The sequence below is a fragment of the Achromobacter sp. FW305-C-13 genome (assembly GCF_058783475.1).
The window spans coordinates 130404-149916 of record NZ_JBYSYN010000004.1; the positions used below are offsets into that span (position 1 = coordinate 130404).

A 19513-nucleotide genomic window follows, 5' to 3' on the forward strand; every position below is an offset into this window, starting at 1 on the left:
TCCAACGAGGGGTGCTACACTATATGTTGTGGTCGCCTAAGCGCTGATTCTCGTCGGCCACGCCTTTTGGACTAGCCCGTCCAAGCGTTCCGACCCCCTCAAAAGATCCACATTCGTACCGGACATGACCGCCGTCATGTCGCTATCTACGCGTTTTCGCACAGGAGCTTCCATGCAGACTACGATCGCCTCTGTGACCCGGCCTTCGGCCGTGCCGCCCTCGCAAACCGATTCCCCTGCCGACGCCAATGGCGGGCAATGGGCCAGCTATAACATCATTCGCCGCAATGGCTCGGTGGTCGGGTTCGAACCCAGCAAGATCGCCATCGCCATGACCAAGGCTTTCCTGGCCGTCAACGGCGGCCAGGGCGCAGCGTCCGCGCGGGTGCGCGAGCTGGTCGAGAACCTGACGGGCCAAGCCGTCAATGCGCTGGTGCGCAACCGCCCCAACGGCGGCACGTTCCATATTGAAGACATCCAGGACCAGGTCGAACTGGCTCTGATGCGCTCGGGCGAGCACGACGTCGCCCGCGCCTACGTCCTGTACCGCGAGAAGCGCACGCAAGAGCGCGCCGCCGCCGCTGCCGCCGAAGGCCAGGACAAGGCCGCCGCTGCCCCGCAGGAACACGTGCTGAACGTGACCGATGCCGGCGTGCGCCGCCCGCTGGACCTGGCTGAACTGCGCGCGACCATCGTCGCCGCCGGCGAAGGCCTGGACGAATTCATCGACAGCGAAACCATCCTGAAGGAAACGGTCAAGAACCTGTACGACGGCATCCCCGTCGACGAAGTGTTCAAGTCCGCCATCCTGTCCGCGCGCGCACTGGTCGAAAAGGACCCGGCCTACAGCCAGGTCACCGCCCGTCTGCTGCTGCACACGATCCGCAAGGAAGTGCTGGGCGAAGAAGTGTCGCAAGACGGCATGGGCGCGCGTTACGCCGAATACTTCCCCACGTTCATCGCACGCGGCATCGAAGGCGGCCTGCTGTCGCCCGAACTGGCCAGCTATGACCTGACCAAGCTGGGCCACGCACTGAACGCCAAGCGCGACCTGCAATTCGGCTACCTCGGCCTGCAGACCCTGTACGACCGCTACTTCCTGCACATCCGCGGCACCCGCATCGAACTGCCGCAGGTCTTCTTCATGCGCGTGGCCATGGGCCTGGCGCTGCGCGAAGCCGATCGCGAAACGCGCGCCATCGAGTTCTACGAGATCCTGTCCTCGTTCGACTTCATGAGCTCGACGCCGACGCTGTTCAACTCGGGCACGCTGCACTCGCAGTTGTCGTCGTGCTACCTGACCACCGTCTCCGACGATCTGGAAGGCATCTACGACGCCATCAAGGAAAACGCGCTGCTGGCGAAGTACGCCGGCGGCCTGGGCAACGACTGGACCCCGGTTCGCGCACTGCGCAGCCACATCAAGGGCACCAACGGCGAAAGCCAGGGCGTCGTCCCGTTCCTGAAGGTCGTCAACGACACCGCCGTGGCGGTGAACCAGGGCGGCAAGCGCAAGGGCGCGGTTTGCACGTACCTGGAATCGTGGCACCTGGACATCGAAGAATTCCTGGAACTGCGCAAGAACACCGGCGACGAACGCCGCCGCACGCACGACATGAACACGGCGAACTGGATTCCCGACCTGTTCATGAAGCGCGTCATGGAAGGTGGCGAATGGACGCTGTTCTCGCCGTCGGACTGCCCTGACCTGCACGACAAGGTCGGCCGTGCGTTCGAAGAAGCCTACGTCGGCTACGAAAACCGCGTTGCCAGCGGCGAGCTCAAGCTCTACAAGAAGATGCCGGCGCTGACGCTGTGGCGCAAGATGCTGTCGATGCTGTTCGAAACCGGCCACCCGTGGATCACGTTCAAGGATCCGTGCAACATCCGTTCGCCGCAGCAACACGTGGGCGTCGTCCACAGCTCGAACCTGTGCACCGAGATCACGCTGAACACGAACGAATCCGAAATCGCGGTGTGCAACCTGGGTTCCGTGAACCTGGTCGCGCACATGAAGCCGGCTGCCGGCGGCGGTTTCGAACTGGACCACGACAAGATCAAGCGCACCGTCAGCATCGCGATGCGCATGCTCGACAACGTTATCGACATCAACTACTACGCCGTCGAGAAGGCCCGCAATTCCAACGCTCGCCATCGTCCGGTGGGCATGGGCATCATGGGCTTCCAGGATTGCCTGCAGATGATGCGTGTGCCGTACGCGTCGCAAGCCGCAGTTGAATTCGCGGACCGTTCGATGGAAGCGGTGTGCTATCACGCCTACTTCGCATCGAGCCTGCTTGCCGAAGAACGCGGCCGCTATCAGTCGTACGAAGGTTCGTTGTGGTCGCGTGGCATCTTGCCGCAAGACACGTTGAAGATGCTGCGCGATGAGCGCGGTGGCCATGTTGAAGTCGATGAATCGAGCTCGCTCGATTGGGATACGTTGCGCGCGCGCATCAAACAACACGGCATGCGCAACTCCAATTGCGTAGCAATTGCCCCAACCGCGACTATTTCCAATATCATTGGTGTATCTGCGTGCATCGAACCTACTTTCCAGAACTTGTACGTCAAATCGAATCTCTCCGGCGAGTTCACGGTCGTTAACGATTACCTCGTGCGTGACCTGAAGAAACTCGGTCTCTGGGACGAAGTCATGGTCGCCGACCTCAAGTACTTCGACGGCAGCCTGTCCCGCATCGATCGCGTACCTTCCGAACTCCGCGAACTCTACGCCACCGCGTTCGAAGTCGAACCGAGCTGGCTGGTTGAATGCGCGTCGCGCCGTCAGAAGTGGATCGATCAGGCTCAGTCGCTGAACATCTACATGTCGGGCGCATCGGGCAAGAAGCTGGATGACACCTACAAGCTGGCATGGCTGCGTGGTCTGAAGACGACGTACTACCTGCGTACCCTGGGCGCCACCAGCGCCGAAAAATCCACGGGCCGCGGCGGCGAACTGAACGCCGTCACCGCCGGTGGCCAATCCACGGCTGCGGCTGTGGGCGCCGCACCTGTTTTGCCGGAACCCGAAGTTCTCGGGGCGGTTTGCACCATGCGGCCGGGCGACCCCGGCTTCGAAGAGTGCGAAGCCTGCCAATAACCGCCTCCGGAGAATTGAATCATGATTAATTGGGAAGACGACACCCTCGCCACGCAACCTGCAAAAGCCCCCGCCCCCGCGGGTGGCGGGCAGGCTGCGCCCGAAGTCCGGGCGGCGACCGGTGTATTCGGCGACACCGCCATGCCCACGCCCGCCGCGCCTGAACACGCGGCCGGCCTCGCCGCGAGCGGCGCCGCCACCTCGCAACGTGTAAAGGTTGCTGACAAGCGCATCATCAACGGCGAAACCGACGTCAACCAGCTTGTGCCTTTCAAGTACAAGTGGGCGTGGGAAAAGTATTTGGCCACGTGCGCCAACCACTGGATGCCGCAAGAGATCAACATGTCGCGCGACATCGCCCTCTGGAAGAACCCGAACGGGCTCACCGAGGACGAGCGCCGCATCGTCAAGCGCAACCTGGGTTTCTTCGTCACGGCCGACTCGCTGGCCGCGAACAACATCGTGCTGGGCACCTACCGCCACATCACGGCGCCCGAATGCCGCCAGTTCCTGCTGCGCCAGGCATTTGAAGAAGCGATCCACACGCACGCCTATCAATACATCGTCGAAAGCCTGGACCTGGACGAAGCCGAGATCTTCAACGCTTACAACGAAGTTCCGTCCATCCGCGCCAAAGACGAGTTCCTGATCCCGTTCATCGACGCGATCGCGGACCCCCACTTCAAGACGGGCACGCCCGAAGCCGACCAGACGCTGCTGAAGTCGCTGATCGTCTTCGCATGCTTGATGGAAGGCCTGTTCTTCTACGTGGGCTTCACGCAGATCCTGGCGCTTGGCCGCCAGAACAAGATGACCGGCGCCGCCGAACAGTACATGTACATCCTTCGCGATGAATCCATGCACTGCAACTTCGGCATCGACCTGATCAACACCGTCAAACTGGAAAATCCGCATCTGTGGACGCCGGAATTCCGCGAAGAAATTCGAGAACTCTTCCGCAAAGCGGTCGAACTCGAATACGCTTACGCCGAAGACACGATGCCGCGCGGCGTGTTGGGCTTGAACGCACCTATGTTCAAATCCTACCTGCGCTTCATCGCCAACCGTCGTTGCCAGCAAATCGGTATCGAACCGCTGTACCCGCAGGAAGAAAATCCCTTCCCGTGGATGGCGGAAATGATCGATCTTAAAAAGGAACGCAACTTTTTTGAAACTCGCGTGATCGAATACCAAACTGGTGGCACGCTGAGCTGGGAGTAAAAGCAGTTCGTCATCAAGCCCGACGCGGGCACGCTCCAGCAACACGGAGCGTCGCGTTCGCGACAGGCTTGATGGCGCTCTCCCTGGTCAGGGTGTTCTGTCGCCGGGCCGCCTCAAGGCAAAACGCACCCCCTCGGGGGCAGTAAGCCGAAGGCGCGGCGTGGGGACAATTTCGAACACGTAGAACAAGCGGTCGGCGGCCTGTGATCAGGCTGCGACCGGCGCCATTTGAAATGGCTCGCGCCAAAGGAGCGGGGGCCATATCAAATGGCTGTGCCGAATTCATTAGCGCAAACCGTAGTAGCTGTTGCTCGCACAGAACAGCGGCATGCGCCGATGAATAGCCCGGGCACGGTTCGCCTTGTTGGCGAGTCGGGGCACGGGTTTAAGTTCTGGGACCCCTGAACCTAAGGAGCATGACCATGGCAACAGCCAAGAAAGCCGTAAAGAAAGCAGCGGTGAAGAAGCCCGCCGCCGCCAAGAAGGTAGTCGCGAAGAAGGCCGCACCGGCCAAGAAAGCCGCTGTCAAGAAGGTAGCTGTCAAGAAAGTCGCCGCCGCCAAAAAGCCGGCAGTGAAGAAGGTTGCCGCCAAGAAGCCGGCAGCCAAGAAGGTCGTCGCCAAGAAAGCGGTAGCCAAGAAGGCCGTCGCCAAGAAAGCGGTAGCCAAGAAGGTCGTCGCCAAGAAGGCGGTTGCCAAGAAGGCCGTCGCCAAGAAAGCGGTAGCCAAGAAGGTTGTCGCCAAGAAGGCGGTTGCCAAGAAAGCCGTCGCCAAGAAAGCGGTAGCCAAGAAGGCCGTCGCCAAGAAGGCTGTTGCCAAGAAAGCGGTAGCCAAGAAGGCCCCCGCCAAAAAGGCCGCTGCCAAGAAGGCGCCTGCTGCCAAAAAGGCTCCTGCTGCCAAGAAGGCCGTAGCCAAGAAGGCCCCCGCTGCCAAGAAGGCTCCTGCTGCGAAGAAGGCTCCTGCTGCCGCCAAGCCGGCTGCTGCTGCCAAGCCCGCCGCTGCCAAGAAGCCTGCTGCCAAGAAAGCCGCTCCGAAGAAGCCCGCAACGCCTCCGTCGTCGACGGCTGCTGCCCCGGGCGCGAAGACCGCGCTGAACCCCGCCGCGTCGTGGCCGTTCCCGACGGGTGGCCGTCCGTAATCAGGACGGTTGAAGCCCTGGCTTCACCAGAGCCGCCCGGCATGCCGGGCGGCTTTTTCACGCCCGTCGGCAGTCACGACGCGGTGGCTTGTCGCCGCCCAGCGCCTCCACGACAACGCGTTTTCCCCAGAGGGGCCGCAATCGTGCAGAGGGTGTACAGCGTACGGGCAACTCCCATGCGACAATTGACTCCTTCTTTTTTCGGCGAACGCGTCCATGCTCGGTGATATCTTCCGCTTTCTCCTCGAAATCGTGTTCACGCTGTTTGGCGCGGCATTGATTGCCCGCGCCTGGATGCACGCGATCCGCCTTCACCCGTTCAACCCGCTTTCGCGCGCCATCTACCAGGTCACGAACTGGCTGGTGATGCCGCTGCGCAAGATCATTCCAGCCGGCAACAAGATCGATTGGACGAGCCTGGTCGCGACCTGGCTGGCCGCGCTGGCCTATATCGTGCTGATCTGGCTGGTGTCCATCGGCGCGCTGATTCCCGCCGCGCTGTTGCCTGCCGCCATGGGCTCGGCCCTGCTGATGGCCATCAAATGGGCGCTGAACCTGGTGGTGTGGCTGACGCTGATCCAGGCCGTGCTGTCGTGGGTCAACCCGACCGCTCCCATGATGCCGCTGCTGCAATCGCTGACGGCGCCCATGCTGGACCCCATCCGCCGCCTGCTGCCGCGCACGGCCATCGACTTTTCGCCGCTGGTGCTGCTGATCGTGGCGCAGGTGCTGCTGATGGTGCTGAACAACCTCAGCCAGCGCATGATGGGACTGTAAGACGGCGGGGCCTTGCGCCCCGCCCTTGATCGCTACGCCGGAATGCCGGCGTAGATCTCGACCAGCTTCTTGCGGTCGATCTTGTGGTTGTTCGACATCGGCAGCGCCGGGCACGCCACCAATTCAGACGGCACCATGTAGGGCGGCAGCCGCTGGGCCAGCCGCTCCTTCCAGCCGGCCAAGGCGTCCGGCGCCAAAAAGCGCGCCTCTGCCGCTTGCGCCGCGCCCGCCACGAAACCAATCAAACGCACCGCCGTGCCGTCAGGCCGGCGCAGGACCGCGCACGCGCCGCCTTCCACGCCGGGCAGGGCGTGCAGGGCCTCGTCGATCTCTGCCAGCTCGATGCGGTAGCCGTTCAGCTTGATCTGGTCGTCCATGCGGCCGCGGCAGAACAGCAGGCCGCCCTCTTCCATCTGCCCCAGGTCGCCCGTGCGGAATGCGCGGCGGCCGTCGGCGTAGGTGTAGAGCTTGGCTTCGTTCAGGTCGGGACGGTTCAGGTAGCCGCGCATGACGTGGTCGCCCACGATGCAGATCTCGCCTTCGTCCACGATCAGCACGCTGTCGGGCTTGGCATGCCCCACGGGCAGCGGGTCATGCGCGGCCAGGACAGCATCGGTGACTTCGATCCAGGTGGTCGCCACGGTCGCTTCCGTGGGGCCGTAGGTATTCAGGATGACGGCGCCCGGGAAACGCTGGCGCAGCTTCTTGGCCAGTGCCGCAGGCAGCGGCTCGCCGCAGAAGAGGAACGTGCGCAACAGCGGCAAGGTCGCCGGCGAGAAGTCGCGGTTGGCCAGCTGCTGGTGCGCGAACGACGGGGTGGACACCCACACCGTCACGCCATGCTCGGCCAGGCGAGGCATCCAGGTGCCGGCGGACGCGATCTGTTCACGGGCGTTCAGCACGCAAGCGCCGCCCGAGGCCAGGGTGGCGAATACTTCATACATGGACAGGTCGAAGCTGAACGGTGCCTGGTTCATGAACACGGGCGCATCGCCCAAGCCGAAGCTGCCCAGCATCCAGTCGCCCAGCAGGCCGACGCTTTCGCGGCCGATCTGCACGCCCTTCGGATCGCCCGTGCTGCCGGACGTGAACATGACATAGGCCAGGCCGCGCTCGGCCAATTCGGCGCCCTCGCCCGGCGTGAACGTGCCGGCGGCGGCGTCGTAGACGGCGGCGGCGCGCACGATCTCGACGATGCGGCGCAGGCGCTCGGCCGGGTAGATGGTATCCACCGGCACGAACGGCGCGCCGATCAGCAAGGCGCCCACCATTGCGACGAAGAACGAGGCTTCCTTGTGGCCGTAGATGGCCACCGGCACATCCGGCGCCGCACCGTTCTTGCGGGCCTCGTCGGCCCAGGCGGCCGCTTCGGTGCGCAATTGGGCCCAGGTCAGGCTGCGGTCGGCGGCGGCAACGGCCAGCGCCTCGGGCGCCACTTCCGTGTCAACGAATTGGAAGGACTTCAGGTCGAAACGCATGCCGAAACTCCCGGCGTCAGATGGGGCTGCGACCGCTGAACACGTACAGCGCCAGCGCAGCCAGAATCAAGGTAAGCACGCGGCCCAGGAAGCGCATGACAGGCTGCGCCAGGGCGGCCTGCAAGGCGGGGCGGGTGCGCGAGGCGTTGATCAGCAGGTTGTGGCCCACCGAATACGCGCCGAACATCAGGCCGCTGACGATGTAGTGCAGCGACAGGCCGTTCCACACGCCCATGGCCAGCAGCGTCGCGAAGATGCCGATGTTCTGCGCCGCCATGCGATGGCGGCCGAAGAACTTGGTCTTGCTCAACGCCTTGTAGATCGGCATGAACACGACGTCGCGCAGCCACTCCGACAGGCTGATGTGCCAGCGGCGCCAGAAGTCCTGCGGATTGAGCGTGGCCAGCGGATTGCGGAAGTTGATCGGCAGCGTGAAGCCGAACAGCATGCCGATGCCGATCGCCATCGTCGAATAGCCGGCGAAGTCGAAGAACAGGTAGGCGCTGTAAAGCGACGCGTTCAGCGCGACGCCCGAGAACGAGTAGTCGTGCGCGTCCAGCGTGGACAGGCCGTAGCGCCAGATCAGTTCGGCCAGGCCGAACTTCTGGATCACGCCCAGCATGATCAGTTCCAGGCCGGTCAGCCACGTGCTCAGGTTCACGCCTTCGTAGCCGCGCTTCAAGTCCGCCTGGAAATTGCGCCAGCGGTACATCGGGCCAGCCAGCAGCGTGAGCGGGAAGAAGAGATAGATGAAGTAGTCCAGCGGCGACACGCGTTCGTTGCGCTGCGCGAAGAGCAGCACGTCGATGGCGCGGAAGGTCGCAAACGACAGGCCCAGCATGGCGCCCAGGTGCGATACGCCCGTCTTCACCAGCAGCAGCGGCGTCATCGTGATGATCACGGCGAGCCAGGTGGGAATGTAGTTGCGGCGCACGGCCCACAGCGCGCTGCCCGAAATGGCCAGCAGCGCAATGGGCTGATAGGGGCGCGCCCAGAACACCGCCATCCACACGCCCAGGCAGATCACGCCGATGATGTGGCGGTAGCCGATGCGGAACGGCATGCCGAACGAACGGTACGCCAACAGGCCAAGGCCCCCGAACAGGGCCCCGCCGAAAAAGCTCAAGCTTGCGAACAATTCCATGGCGCGGTCAGAACTGTTGGTATTGGAATTCGACCTTGATCGGTCCGCCGCTGCCCGTGGTGGGCTGCGCCTGCAGCACGAACACCAGGATCACCCCGATGTACAGGCAAAGATGCCAAAAGAAGCGGCGCGCCGCGCCCTCTTTGCGAAAGAATTTCATCGGGAAAAGTACTCCGCAATGCCTTGGTCCGCCATCGCCCAGCCGAGTTCGGCCAGATGCATGTCGTCGCGCACCATGCCAGGTTCGAACGGGATGCTGTAGAGATCCAGGCAACCCATCTGATACCGCTGGCACATGCCCGTAATGGCAGCCACCACCGGGTCGAAGCGCTCGACGTCCAGGATGAGCTTGGGATTGAACGGCTGAATGACGAAATACGCCTTCACCTTGCGCTTTTGCAGCAAGGCCATGACGCGCGACAGATCACCCAGCTCGGTGCGGGTGATCGGGTCCACGTCGGCGAATTCGTTGCGCGCTGGCGAATACAGCGACGCCAGGTACTGCTTGTAGTAGTCGTCGCGGACGTCGTAGGGATTGTTGCTGCCCAGGCCGCGTTCGACTTCGCGCGCCTCGTGCGTCAGCCGGCCCCACTGCCCTTCGTTCAGGCGGGCGGAAGACGGCCAGGACACGAAGCGGTGCGCCGGCACGGACAGCTTGCTGCGCGGACGGTCAGGCGCGGGCTCTTTGCGGGCGTGCCACCACAGCGACAGCTTGTCCTTGAGCTCGGCCACCTGGCCATTGGCGATCAGCCACAGCAGTCCCCAGTTGGCGTTGTCGCTGATCCAGTTCTGCATCTGCTCGCGCGTGTTCGGCTGGTCCCACAGGCGGTCCCAGACCGGGCCCGTCACGTGTTCGGCGAACGCGCTGCGCGGCAGTTGGCCGCCCGAGGCGAACCAGGCGGGCGACACCATGATCACCAACCGCGTGTTCGGCGTGAGCGAATCCGCAACGGACTCCAGCACGCTGACGATGCCGTAGGACTGGAACATGGCGTGGCCGTAGGCCAGCGTCGGCACCTTCAGCTCTTCGGGGAAAAAGCGGTAAGGCACGAAGCGCAGGTCATGACTGGACAGTTCGGACGACCCCAGCACGACCAGCGTGCCATCGCTCAGGGCGTTGCCCAGGCGATTCAGGTTGACGTGCTGCGTACCCCAGTCCGGTCCCAGGTTGGGCAGGTAGTTGCTCTTGTCGGCAGCGGCCGCAGCCGGGGACGACACCGGCGTGACGATGCGGCTGAGCAGGTCATCCGCGCCGCAGTACGCCCCGAACGCCAGTGCCACGGCGGTCGCGGCGGCCGCGACGTGGGACCACAACTGCGAATTACGAAGTATGGGCAGCGACATAGCCGGCAAGCGTGCGGACCGACTGGAGGTGCTCGGCGATCTCGGGAGCCGGGATGCTGCAACCGTACTCGGACTCGACGGCCAGCGTGATGTCCACGGCAGCCAGGGAATCAACCAGGCCAGTGGCAATCAACTGCGTATCGGGGGTGACTTTCTTCATGACGATCGACTCGACGATCTCGCCGATCTTGGTGTGGAGTTCTTGCTCGGTATGCATAGATAGTGCAGGTTGCCTCGTCGGCAAAACATCCCCATCCCCTGGGATTCAGGTAGACGAGAATACAGAAAAATGCTGAAGCTCAACTGACGGTTCCAGCGATCCAGACCGGCAGCAGGATGCACTTGGTTACATCAAAATCGAATCGCGATGCCGATCGCAGGCGCAATCATTGCACTTTGGCCGTTGAATCGCCATGAAACTTTTGGGGTAAATCGCGAGAAAAGGCTGGCAAACGTAACGCCTGCGGGTAAATCCCGGGTGCTGCGTTGCGGCAGAACGACAGATTCCGCCGTTTTCCGGGTTCCCATTAGCCCTGCCCCCATTTTCGGCTGCGGATTTTCAGGCAGAAACCCTATCCCGGAAAACGGAGCCGCCCCGCCAGCTCCAGGCGAAAAAAAGCCCGCTTGCGCGGGCTTTTTTGCGGCCTTGCCGATTACATCGGCGTGACGCGGGTCGGGCCCGAGCCGCTGATCACCTGGACGCGTTGGCCCACGCTGACCGGCACGTCGGCTTCCTGCGCGACTACGCGGGTTTCGCCGTTATCCAGACGTACGGTGATTTCGTAGCCGGAATTCTTGCCGACCTGGTTCTCCACGGCGTTGCCCGCCAGTGCGCCCAGGATGGCGCCGCCGACGGTAGCGATGGTGCGGCCCGTGCCGCCACCGATTGCGTTACCCGCCACGCCGCCCAGTGCGCCGCCGGCCAACATGCCGACACCGCTGGATTTGTCGTTCTGGATCACGATCGGGCGAACGCCCGTGACCGTGCCGGTACGGACGATCTGCTCACGCTGGGCTTGGTCATAGCTATACACACCGCTGGATGCGCTGCGATTGGCGCAGCCACCCAGGACAGCCATCGACGTCACGACGGCTGCGATGGCCAACCACCGGCCAGTACGCGGCGTCACCAGGGAAAGAGATTTGCTTTGGTTCATTTGGACTCCTCGATCGGGCACTGCCGACGATGCTTGATCATACTCCGCCCGGAAGTAGCGGCACTCGCAGCTGCAACACACTGAAACTCACAGCCAAAAGCGGAAAACAGCACCTGAATACGGCGGCCGCCTGGCCGCCGTCCTTCGAAAACGCGATGGGTTCGACCGCAAACCCGCATCGCGGTTCCCGACGAGCGGCAGCAATCAGGCCGGCAGATGAATGCCGTAGGTCGCGTGCAGCACGGCGTCGATGTCCGCGCGCGACGGCGCGTGGTTCTGCGGACCGCGCGATGCGATCTTGATGGCGCCCATGACGTTGCCCAGGCGGCAGCTATCTTCCCAGCTCCAGCCGCTGGTCAGGCCATAGAGCAGACCGCCGCGCTGGGCGTCGCCGCAACCCGTCGGGTCGACGACCTGCGAGGCGCGCACCGGAGCGATCTGGATGGTCTTGCCGTCCGTGTACAACGTCGCGCCTTCAGCGCCGCGCGTCACCACCACCGCTTGAAGCGTGGAGGCGATGTCGGCCACGCTGCGGCCGGTGCGCTGTTCGACGATGCCCGCTTCGTAATCGTTGACGGTCAACGCCTGCGACAGTTTGAGCATGCGTTCCAGATCGGCGCCGTCGAACAAGGGCATGGCCTGGCCCAGATCGAAAATGAAGGGGATGCCGCGGCGGTGCAGGCGTTCGGCATGGGCGAACATGCCTTCCTTGGCATCCGGGGCCACGATGGCCCAGGCGGCCTCGGCGTCGCTCAAGTCGTTTTCCGCGGCGAACGCCATGGCGCCCGGGTGGAAAGCGGTGATCTGGTTGTCGTCCAGGTCGGTCGTGATGAAGCACTGCGCCGTGAAGGTGTCGGGGATGACCTTGACCCGGCTGGTGTCGATGCCCAGGCCCGACAGGCGTTCCATGTATTCACCGGCGTCTTCGCCCACCGTCGCCACCGGCACGGGTTTGCCGCCCAGCAGGTTCATGGTGTAGGCGATGTTGCCGGAGCAGCCGCCGTATTCCTTGCGCATGCTGGGCACCAGGAAGGACACGCTGAGCGATTGGATGCGGTCAGCAAGAATGTGCTCTTTGAAGCGGCCTTCGAACACCGCAATCGTGTCGAATGCCATCGAGCCGCAAACCAGTACAGGGGTCGCCATGCTTGTCATCCTTTAAGGGAAGAATTTATCGAGTTGGTAGCCATTGACCTGGACACCGGTCACTTCAATGGGTACGGAAATCTTGAGCTCGCCAGCCGGGCCGAACGGGCCGCTCAACTGTTCGGGCGTCAGGTAGTTTTCGGGCATCAGCACCTTGCGCACGACCACCGTATCCGACAGGTCGGTCAGGTCCAGCACGAGGGCCGGCCAGTGCTGCGGCTTGTCATAGCGGTTGCGCAGCACCAGGTTCAGTACCAGGCGGCTGCGGCCGTCGTCGATCGCGGCGGCGCCGGGCGGCGGCTGCAGCGACGAAGAGGAAATCGCGATGCGCTCCAGGCGCCGGGCGTAACCGACCGTGCAGCCCAGCGGCTTGCAAGCGACGTCCAGCACCGGCCGCAGGACGGGCACGGAATTGGCGATGTCGGTGCGATAGGCATATACCAGTTGCAGGCCCAGCGCGATCAGGCCCAGCAGGCATGCGTAGCCCCACACTTTGCGCATGAGGCCGCGGCGCTCCTGCCGGTCCTGGTCCAGGAACTCGGGCGGGGCGCGGCCCACATCGGTGGCGCTGGAGTAGCGGGTACGCGTTTCACCCAGCACCGGCTCGCGCGTGTCGTCGTCTTCGGGCTCGTCGTCGTAATCGCCGTCGTCGCGGATGCGGTGATGGCGGGTGCGCGGATCGACGGGGTCGTCGGCGCTGTCGTCGTCGAGGTAGCGGTCATGTTCGTCATCACGGGCGTCGTCGCGAGCGTCGTCGGCGGTGAATGACGGCTCGGCTTGGGCGGCGGCGCGGCGGCGGGCGTCCCAATCGATGACGGGTTCGCTGTCGCGCGACGCGATGATGGGCTCACTGCGCAAGGGAGGCGCTACCGGTGGCTCCCAGCGCGGCGCGGGCTCGCGCACCGGCGCGGGCGGGCGGGCGAAGGCGGCGTGGCGGTCGCTGTCGCGCAGATCGCTGTCGTCTTCGCCTTCGTCCTCGGTATCGTCTTCGGGCAGGTCCGCCTCAGGCTCGGCACGCTGGCGGATGGCTTCGCGCCCGCGCAGCACGGCCGGCGGCACGGCGGGCGCGGCCGGGGCGGGAGCTGGCGGAGCGGAAACAGAAGGAGCGGGAACAGACGGCGTGTAAACCGGCTCGTCTTCCCACGGGGCGATCTGTCGCGGTGGCTCGGCTGACGGGCGCGAGAGCGGCGGCGGTACGTCGGCAACCGGCGGCGGAGCCACCGGGGTCGCCAGCACCGGCGCGGCGGCCGCAGCCGCGGGCGCCATCGCAGGCGGCACAGCGGGCGCGGCGGGCGGCGTCGCCGGCGCGCCGGCTTCCGGCAGCAGGCAGGCCCGGCCGTCGAAGACAGTCGAGCAGGCGCCGCAGCGCACCAGGCCATTGCGGACCCGGAGCTGGTCAGGCACCACCTTGAACGAGGTGCCGCACTGGGGGCAACGGGTGGTCAGAGCCATGTCGCGATCCTGCCGAACGGCGCTCAGGCCTTCTGGCCGTGCAGGCACACCCAGCCGTCGCGCGCGCGCCAGACCGACATGGCGATCCAGGGCGCATACGCGGCGGCCACTTCTTCGGCTTGGCGTTCCAGCACGCCGGACAGCACCAGATGACCGCCCGCGGCGACGCGGCCGGCCAGCATCGGCGCCAGCACCTTCAGCGGATTGGACAGGATGTTGGCAACGACGACCTGGAAGGTGCCGTCCGCCAGCGCGTCCGGCAACATCGCCTGCAATTCAACGCCATTGACCTCGGCGTTGTAGGCCGTGCTTTGCACGGCCTGCGCGTCGATATCCACTGCCAGCGTCGGGCCCGCGCCCAGCTTGCGGGCGGCGATCGCCAGGATGCCCGAACCGCAACCGTAGTCCAGCAAGGTCGCGCCGGCCGGCAGCTCGGCTTCCAGCCACGCCAGGCACAGGTGCGTCGTGGGGTGACTGCCCGTGCCGAAGGCCAGGCCGGGATCCAGTTCGATATGAATCGCGCCGTCGCCCGTGGCGGCCGGGTCGAAACCGGGCACGTCGGGGCTGTCGCGGTGCCAGCTGGGCACGATCCACAGGCGTTCGGCGATGTGGATGGGGCCGAACTGCGATTGCGTCAGGCGCACCCAGTCGGCGTCCGGGACGTCGCGCAGGCTCCAGCCGGCGAACAGCGCCGGATCCAGTTCGCCCGCCGCGGCGGCCTCTTCCATGATCTGCGCGGGATCGGCTCCGTCGGGCAGCAAGGCGACGACGCGGTTGCGGTCCCAGGCCTGCACGTCGGGCTCGGTGCCGGGTTCGCCGAACAGGGGACGTTCGTCGTCGGTGCCGAAGTCGGCGTCTTCCACGGAGACGGACAGCACGCCCGCTTCCAGCAGCGCATCCGACAAGGCTTCGGCCTGCGCCTCTAGGCAATGGAGCACGAGTTCACGCATGATTATTCTTCCATCTGGTCATCGGGCCGCGGCTGATGCCGCGGCCCGATGACCGTAAAACAATTAAAAAGGCCCCTGAGGGGGTTGCCTTCGGTAGGCCCAAAGGCAAAAAGGGGCCCTGAGGCCCCTAGTGGTCGGTCAGGGACGCTGAGCCAACTTGTTTTCCAGATAGTGGATGCTGGTGCCGCCTTCGATGAAACGGGCGTCCTGCAGCAGTTCGCGATGCAGCGGGATGTTGGTCGAAATGCCTTCCACCACCATTTCCGACAGCGCGATGCGCATGCGGGCCAGCGCCTGGTCGCGCGTATCGCCGTACGTGATGACCTTGGCGATCATCGAATCGTAGTTCGGCGGCACGAAGTAGCCGTTGTAGGCATGCGAATCGATACGCACGCCCGGACCGCCCGGCGTGTGCCAGTTGGTGATGCGGCCGGGGCTAGGCACGAAGCGGAAAGGATCTTCCGCGTTGATGCGGCATTCGATCGCATGGCCCTTGAACTGCACGTCGCGCTGGCGCAGCGTGAACTTCTCGCCTGCGGCCACCAGGATCTGCTGCTGCACGAGGTCGATGCCGGTGATCAGTTCGGTCACCGGGTGTTCGACCTGGATGCGGGTGTTCATTTCAATGAAATAGAACTCGCCGTTCTCGAACAGGAATTCGAACGTGCCGGCGCCGCGGTAGCCCATCTTGCGGCAAGCATCGGCGCAACGGTCGCCAATGCGCTCGATCGCGCGGCGGGGGATGCCCGGCGCCGGCGCTTCTTCGATGACTTTCTGGTGGCGGCGCTGCATGGAGCAGTCGCGTTCGCCCAGCCAGACGGCGTTGCGGCCGCCATCGGCCAGCACCTGGATTTCCACATGGCGAGGGTTCTCGAGGAACTTCTCCATATAGACTTCCGGGTTGTTGAACGCGGCGCCCGCTTCCGAACGCGTCATGGTGACAGCGTTCAGCAGCGCGGCCTCGGTGTACACCACGCGCATGCCGCGGCCACCGCCGCCGCCTGCCGCCTTGATGATGACCGGATAACCGACTTCGCGCGCAATGCGGATGATTTCCTGCGGATCTTCGGGCAACGCGCCCTCGGAACCCGGCACCACCGGCACGCCCGCTTCGATCATGGCGCGCTTGGCGCTGACCTTGTCGCCCATCAGGCGAATGGTGTCGGGACGCGGACCGATGAAGACGAAGCCACTCTTTTCGACGCGATCGGCGAAGTCGGCATTTTCGGACAAGAACCCGTAACCCGGGTGGATTGCCTCGGAATCCGTAACTTCGGCCGCCGAAATGATGGCAGGCATGTTCAGGTAGCTGTCACGCGACGGCGCGGGCCCGATGCACACGGATTCATCGGCCAGGCGCACGTACTTGGCTTCGCGGTCAGCCTCGGAGTGCACGACCACGGTTTTGATGCCCAGCTCACGGCAAGCGCGCTGAATGCGCAGGGCGATTTCGCCCCGATTGGCGATCAGGATTTTTTCGAACATTTTCAGCTATCAGCCAATGACGAAGAGGGGTTGACCGTACTCGACGGGCTCACCGTTTTCGACCAGGATTTCTTTGATGACGCCGGACTTGTCGGCTTCGATTTCATTGAGCAGCTTCATGGCTTCAATGATGCACAGCGGATCGCCTTCCTTGACGGTGGCGCCCACGTCGATGAACGGGGCGGCGCCCGGGTTCGGCGAACGGTAGAACGTGCCGACCATCGGCGCCTTCACGACATGGCCCTGGATGACCGGGGCGGCTTCGGCGGCCGGGGCGGCGGGTGCCGCGGCCGGGGCCACCGGTGCGGCGTGCGCGCCGGCTTCGGGCTGGTGGTAAGCCACCGGCTGCAAGGTCTGCGAGAACTTGACGATGCGTACCTTGCCTTCGCCTTCGGTGATTTCCAGCTCGGCGATACCCGATTCAGCCACCAGGTCGATCAGGGTTTTGAGTTTTCGAAGGTCCATAGAAGCTGCTTCCCGAGATAGTGTCGACGACGTCCCAGCGTGGGGTCCGCGCCGTATAAGATGTAAAAGCTGTGAGTTGGTGCGAGATCAGTGCCGCACTGCGTAACGCAGAGCCGCCTCGTAGCCGTCCGCGCCGAGGCCGCTGATAAGGCCTATCGCCAAGTCGGACAGATAAGAGTGATGCCTGAAGGGCTCTCGCTTATACAGATTGGACAAATGTACTTCAATAAATGGGATCGCGACCCCAGCCAGCGCATCGCGAATTGCGACGCTGGTGTGCGTATATGCCGCCGCGTTGATGATGATGAAGTCCGTGCCGTCTTGCCGGGCCGCCTGAATGCGGTCAACCAGCGCACCTTCGTGATTGCCTTGCCAAGCAGTCAGCTTGGCGCCCAATTCGCCTGCAAGCAGTTCCAGGCGCTCATTGATCTGGGGCAGGGTCAGACTGCCGTAGATATGAGGTTCCCGGGTGCCAAGCAGGTTCAGGTTCGGGCCATGCAATACCAGTATGTTTTGCGCCATGCGCTTGCCAATGAGTGGATTGCCAATTGTTGGCAAAACAGCCGATAAACCAGCTTTTTACGCCAATTCCTACTATTTGTCCAACAGACTTACGCCTTCAAACCAGACAGGGTTTGATTCAGGTCATCGGGCTGAATTTCACCCAATATCTTCCGGTTAATTCCGCCATCGGCGTTGAACACGATGGTAAAAGGCAGGCCACCGCTGGGGTTTCCGAGCTTGCGCAGGGTATCGATTGCCCCGGCGCCGATCACCCACAGGGGATAGGAAACTTGCACTTTCTCGACAAATTTTTGCATATTCGCTGCGGAATCGACACCGATGCCGACAAAACGGACGTGCGGGTATTTTTTCTGCAGCGCGTCGAGCTCCGGCATTTCCCTGACGCAAGGCGCGCACCAGGTTGCCCAGAAATTGACCACGATCGGCTGCCCCTTCCACCCGGAGAGCGATTGCGTGGCACCGTTCAGGTCAGGCATCTGCAATTGCATCAGTCCGGCAACAGGATCGCCCGCGTCGGCCGGCGCTGCGGAGTTCTGGGACTTGCGGCCCAGCAAGGTCAAGCCGCCCGCAACCGTGGCGGCCACCGCCACGCCGGCGGAAAGAAGTAGGCGTCGATTCATGGCGCGATCATAACCGCTGCCGCTGTTTTTTGTCGTTCGGCCGGCCTAGGACGAATACGCCCCCTAAAGGGAGCAGCCCGCCTGCGCGGAACGCAGGTCCGCTATATATACAATGCAGGACAGGAGAGTTTTCAATGCACCTGCACATTCTTGGCATCTGCGGTACGTTCATGGGTGGCTTGGCGCTGATCGCGCGGGCCGCCGGACACAAGGTCACTGGTTGCGATGCGGGCGTGTACCCGCCCATGAGCACGCAGCTGTCCGAACAGGGGATCGAACTGATCGAAGGCTTCGGCGTCGAGCAGATGGCGCTGAAGCCCGACCTGTACGTGATCGGCAACGTGGTCAGCCGCGGCAACCCGCTGATGGAAGCCATCCTGGAATCGGGCGGGCGCTACGTGTCCGGTCCGCAATGGCTGGGCGACAACGTCCTGCCCGGCCAGCACGTTCTGGCGGTAGCCGGTACCCATGGCAAGACCACCACCAGCTCCATGCTGGCGTGGGTGCTGGAAGCCGCGGGCCTGGCGCCCAACTTTCTGATCGGCGGAGTGGCCCAGGACCTGCACGTGTCTGCCCGCTACGACCCGGCGCGCCGTCCCTTCGTGATCGAGGCGGACGAGTACGACACGGCGTTCTTCGACAAACGCTCCAAGTTTGTCCATTACCGCCCGCGCACCGCCATCCTGAACAACCTGGAATACGACCACGCCGACATCTTCCCGGATCTGGCCGCGATCGAGACCCAATTTCACCACCTGGTGCGCACCATCCCCGGCTCTGGTCGCATCGTGCGCCCGACGCACTCCGACGCGCTGGACCGTGTGATTGCCCGCGGATGCTGGTCGGAAACCGTCACGTTTGGCGCCGATGGCGCCTGGCAGGCCACGCCACCCAATGCCGAGGGCGCGTTCGGCGTGCTGCGCAATGGCGTGGCGGTCGGCACCGTGCGCTGGAACCTGACGGGCGAGCACAACCGCATGAATGCGCTGGCGGCGCTGGCGGCGGCCGAGCACGTGGGCGTGTCCGCGGAACAGGGCATCGAGGCCCTGACCCGCTTTGCCGGGGTCAAGCGCCGCATGGAACTGCGCGGCACCGTCAACGGCGTGAAGGTCTACGACGATTTCGCCCACCACCCCACCGCCATCGCCACCACCCTGGAAGGGCTGCGCCGCCAAGTCGGGTCGGCTCGCATCCTGGCGGTGCTGGAACCGCGTTCCAACACCATGAAGCTGGGCACCATGGCCGCCCGCCTGCCCGAGGCGCTGGCCGACGCCGACCTGGTGTTCTGCTTCGGCGCGCACAGCGGCAAGCATGCACTGGGCTGGAACCCGGCCGACGTCCTGGCGCCTCTGGGCGACCGGGCTTCCAGTTACGATGACCTCGGCGCGCTCGTTGCCGCCGTGACCGCCGCCGCCCGCCCGGGCGACCAGGTGCTGGTCATGAGCAACGGCGGCTTTGGCGGCATCCACGGCAAGCTGCTGGACGCCTTGCAGGCGCGCGGCTGAACGGC

General features: G+C 64.1%; 18 protein-coding genes. 5 read left to right on the top strand and 13 right to left on the bottom strand.

The window, feature by feature from the left end; translation table 11 throughout:
• Positions 1–172: 172 nt before the first annotated feature.
• From AC3WMU_RS24250 to AC3WMU_RS24265, 4 genes are all read left to right on the top strand, one after another.
• Positions 173–3103, top strand: a complete 2931-nt coding sequence (locus AC3WMU_RS24250; RefSeq protein ID WP_006226669.1) for a ribonucleoside-diphosphate reductase subunit alpha — start codon at positions 173–175, stop codon at positions 3101–3103.
• Positions 3104–3124: 21 nt separating this feature from the next.
• Positions 3125–4324, top strand: a complete 1200-nt coding sequence (locus tag AC3WMU_RS24255; protein WP_006226668.1) for a ribonucleotide-diphosphate reductase subunit beta — start codon at positions 3125–3127, stop codon at positions 4322–4324.
• A gap of 422 nt (positions 4325–4746) precedes the next feature.
• Positions 4747–5460: a histone H1-like DNA-binding protein gene (locus tag AC3WMU_RS24260; protein ID WP_492283071.1), complete on the top strand. Its 714-nt coding sequence runs from the start codon at positions 4747–4749 to the stop codon at positions 5458–5460.
• Between the two features lie 216 nt (positions 5461–5676).
• A complete protein-coding gene (locus tag AC3WMU_RS24265) occupies positions 5677–6237 on the top strand; it encodes a YggT family protein (RefSeq protein ID WP_006226666.1) in 561 nt (186 codons plus the stop codon).
• A gap of 32 nt (positions 6238–6269) precedes the next feature.
• On the opposite strand, the gene AC3WMU_RS24270 is transcribed toward AC3WMU_RS24265, so the two are convergent.
• The 13 genes from AC3WMU_RS24270 to AC3WMU_RS24330 form a co-directional block, all read right to left on the bottom strand.
• The gene (locus AC3WMU_RS24270; protein ID WP_492283072.1) at positions 6270–7715 is read right to left on the bottom strand and encodes a D-alanine--poly(phosphoribitol) ligase; all 1446 of its coding nucleotides are present in this window, start codon (positions 7713–7715) and stop codon (positions 6270–6272) included.
• Between the two features lie 16 nt (positions 7716–7731).
• Complete coding sequence (locus AC3WMU_RS24275) at positions 7732–8859, bottom strand: MBOAT family O-acyltransferase (protein WP_006226664.1); 1128 nt, start codon at positions 8857–8859, stop codon at positions 7732–7734.
• A gap of 7 nt (positions 8860–8866) precedes the next feature.
• Complete coding sequence (locus AC3WMU_RS24280) at positions 8867–9019, bottom strand: hypothetical protein (RefSeq protein ID WP_006226663.1); 153 nt, start codon at positions 9017–9019, stop codon at positions 8867–8869.
• Positions 9016–10203 carry a D-alanyl-lipoteichoic acid biosynthesis protein DltD gene (locus AC3WMU_RS24285; RefSeq protein WP_035213888.1) on the bottom strand — a complete coding sequence of 396 codons (1188 nt, stop codon included), beginning with the start codon at positions 10201–10203 and terminating at the stop codon, positions 9016–9018. Before AC3WMU_RS24285 ends, AC3WMU_RS24280 begins: the two co-directional genes overlap by 4 nt.
• On the bottom strand, positions 10181–10420 hold the full coding sequence (locus AC3WMU_RS24290) for an acyl carrier protein (RefSeq protein WP_006226661.1): 240 nt from the start codon (positions 10418–10420) through the stop codon (positions 10181–10183). Before AC3WMU_RS24290 ends, AC3WMU_RS24285 begins: the two co-directional genes overlap by 23 nt.
• A gap of 436 nt (positions 10421–10856) precedes the next feature.
• Entirely contained in the window at positions 10857–11360 is a 504-nt protein-coding gene (locus tag AC3WMU_RS24295; protein ID WP_006226660.1) for an outer membrane lipoprotein, read from the bottom strand.
• A 204-nt stretch (positions 11361–11564) separates the two neighbouring features.
• On the bottom strand, positions 11565–12506 hold the full coding sequence (locus AC3WMU_RS24300) for a carbohydrate kinase family protein (RefSeq protein WP_006226659.1): 942 nt from the start codon (positions 12504–12506) through the stop codon (positions 11565–11567).
• A 12-nt stretch (positions 12507–12518) separates the two neighbouring features.
• Positions 12519–13958: a DUF3426 domain-containing protein gene (locus AC3WMU_RS24305; protein WP_492283073.1), complete on the bottom strand. Its 1440-nt coding sequence runs from the start codon at positions 13956–13958 to the stop codon at positions 12519–12521.
• 23 nt (positions 13959–13981) lie between these two features.
• Positions 13982–14908, bottom strand: a complete 927-nt coding sequence (prmA, locus tag AC3WMU_RS24310; RefSeq protein ID WP_006226657.1) for a 50S ribosomal protein L11 methyltransferase — start codon at positions 14906–14908, stop codon at positions 13982–13984.
• 138 nt (positions 14909–15046) lie between these two features.
• Positions 15047–16393 carry an acetyl-CoA carboxylase biotin carboxylase subunit gene (accC, locus tag AC3WMU_RS24315; RefSeq protein WP_006226656.1) on the bottom strand — a complete coding sequence of 449 codons (1347 nt, stop codon included), beginning with the start codon at positions 16391–16393 and terminating at the stop codon, positions 15047–15049.
• A gap of 9 nt (positions 16394–16402) precedes the next feature.
• On the bottom strand, positions 16403–16858 hold the full coding sequence (gene accB, locus AC3WMU_RS24320) for an acetyl-CoA carboxylase biotin carboxyl carrier protein (protein WP_006226655.1): 456 nt from the start codon (positions 16856–16858) through the stop codon (positions 16403–16405).
• An 87-nt stretch (positions 16859–16945) separates the two neighbouring features.
• On the bottom strand, positions 16946–17380 hold the full coding sequence (gene aroQ, locus AC3WMU_RS24325; protein ID WP_006226654.1) for a type II 3-dehydroquinate dehydratase: 435 nt from the start codon (positions 17378–17380) through the stop codon (positions 16946–16948).
• 89 nt (positions 17381–17469) lie between these two features.
• Positions 17470–18003 (bottom strand): TlpA family protein disulfide reductase, encoded by a 534-nt coding sequence (locus tag AC3WMU_RS24330; protein ID WP_492283074.1) that lies wholly within the window; start codon positions 18001–18003, stop codon positions 17470–17472.
• Positions 18004–18137: 134 nt separating this feature from the next.
• Here AC3WMU_RS24330 and mpl point away from each other — a divergent pair, with 134 nt between their 5' ends.
• Complete coding sequence (mpl, locus tag AC3WMU_RS24335; protein ID WP_492283075.1) at positions 18138–19508, top strand: UDP-N-acetylmuramate:L-alanyl-gamma-D-glutamyl-meso-diaminopimelate ligase; 1371 nt, start codon at positions 18138–18140, stop codon at positions 19506–19508.
• The last annotated feature ends 5 nt before the right edge of the window (positions 19509–19513 follow it).

Coding starts and splice junctions, on each gene's coding strand:
- AC3WMU_RS24250 (WP_006226669.1), top strand. CDS start 173: ATGCAGACTACGATCGCCTCTGTGACCCGGCCTTCGGCCGTGCCGCCC.
- AC3WMU_RS24255 (WP_006226668.1), top strand. CDS start 3,125: ATGATTAATTGGGAAGACGACACCCTCGCCACGCAACCTGCAAAAGCC.
- AC3WMU_RS24260 (WP_492283071.1), top strand. CDS start 4,747: ATGGCAACAGCCAAGAAAGCCGTAAAGAAAGCAGCGGTGAAGAAGCCC.
- AC3WMU_RS24265 (WP_006226666.1), top strand. CDS start 5,677: ATGCTCGGTGATATCTTCCGCTTTCTCCTCGAAATCGTGTTCACGCTG.
- AC3WMU_RS24270 (WP_492283072.1), bottom strand. CDS start 7,715: ATGCGTTTCGACCTGAAGTCCTTCCAATTCGTTGACACGGAAGTGGCG.
- AC3WMU_RS24275 (WP_006226664.1), bottom strand. CDS start 8,859: ATGGAATTGTTCGCAAGCTTGAGCTTTTTCGGCGGGGCCCTGTTCGGG.
- AC3WMU_RS24280 (WP_006226663.1), bottom strand. CDS start 9,019: ATGAAATTCTTTCGCAAAGAGGGCGCGGCGCGCCGCTTCTTTTGGCAT.
- AC3WMU_RS24285 (WP_035213888.1), bottom strand. CDS start 10,203: ATGTCGCTGCCCATACTTCGTAATTCGCAGTTGTGGTCCCACGTCGCG.
- AC3WMU_RS24290 (WP_006226661.1), bottom strand. CDS start 10,420: ATGCATACCGAGCAAGAACTCCACACCAAGATCGGCGAGATCGTCGAG.
- AC3WMU_RS24295 (WP_006226660.1), bottom strand. CDS start 11,360: ATGAACCAAAGCAAATCTCTTTCCCTGGTGACGCCGCGTACTGGCCGG.
- AC3WMU_RS24300 (WP_006226659.1), bottom strand. CDS start 12,506: ATGGCGACCCCTGTACTGGTTTGCGGCTCGATGGCATTCGACACGATT.
- AC3WMU_RS24305 (WP_492283073.1), bottom strand. CDS start 13,958: ATGGCTCTGACCACCCGTTGCCCCCAGTGCGGCACCTCGTTCAAGGTG.
- prmA (WP_006226657.1), bottom strand. CDS start 14,908: ATGCGTGAACTCGTGCTCCATTGCCTAGAGGCGCAGGCCGAAGCCTTG.
- accC (WP_006226656.1), bottom strand. CDS start 16,393: ATGTTCGAAAAAATCCTGATCGCCAATCGGGGCGAAATCGCCCTGCGC.
- accB (WP_006226655.1), bottom strand. CDS start 16,858: ATGGACCTTCGAAAACTCAAAACCCTGATCGACCTGGTGGCTGAATCG.
- aroQ (WP_006226654.1), bottom strand. CDS start 17,380: ATGGCGCAAAACATACTGGTATTGCATGGCCCGAACCTGAACCTGCTT.
- AC3WMU_RS24330 (WP_492283074.1), bottom strand. CDS start 18,003: ATGAATCGACGCCTACTTCTTTCCGCCGGCGTGGCGGTGGCCGCCACG.
- mpl (WP_492283075.1), top strand. CDS start 18,138: ATGCACCTGCACATTCTTGGCATCTGCGGTACGTTCATGGGTGGCTTG.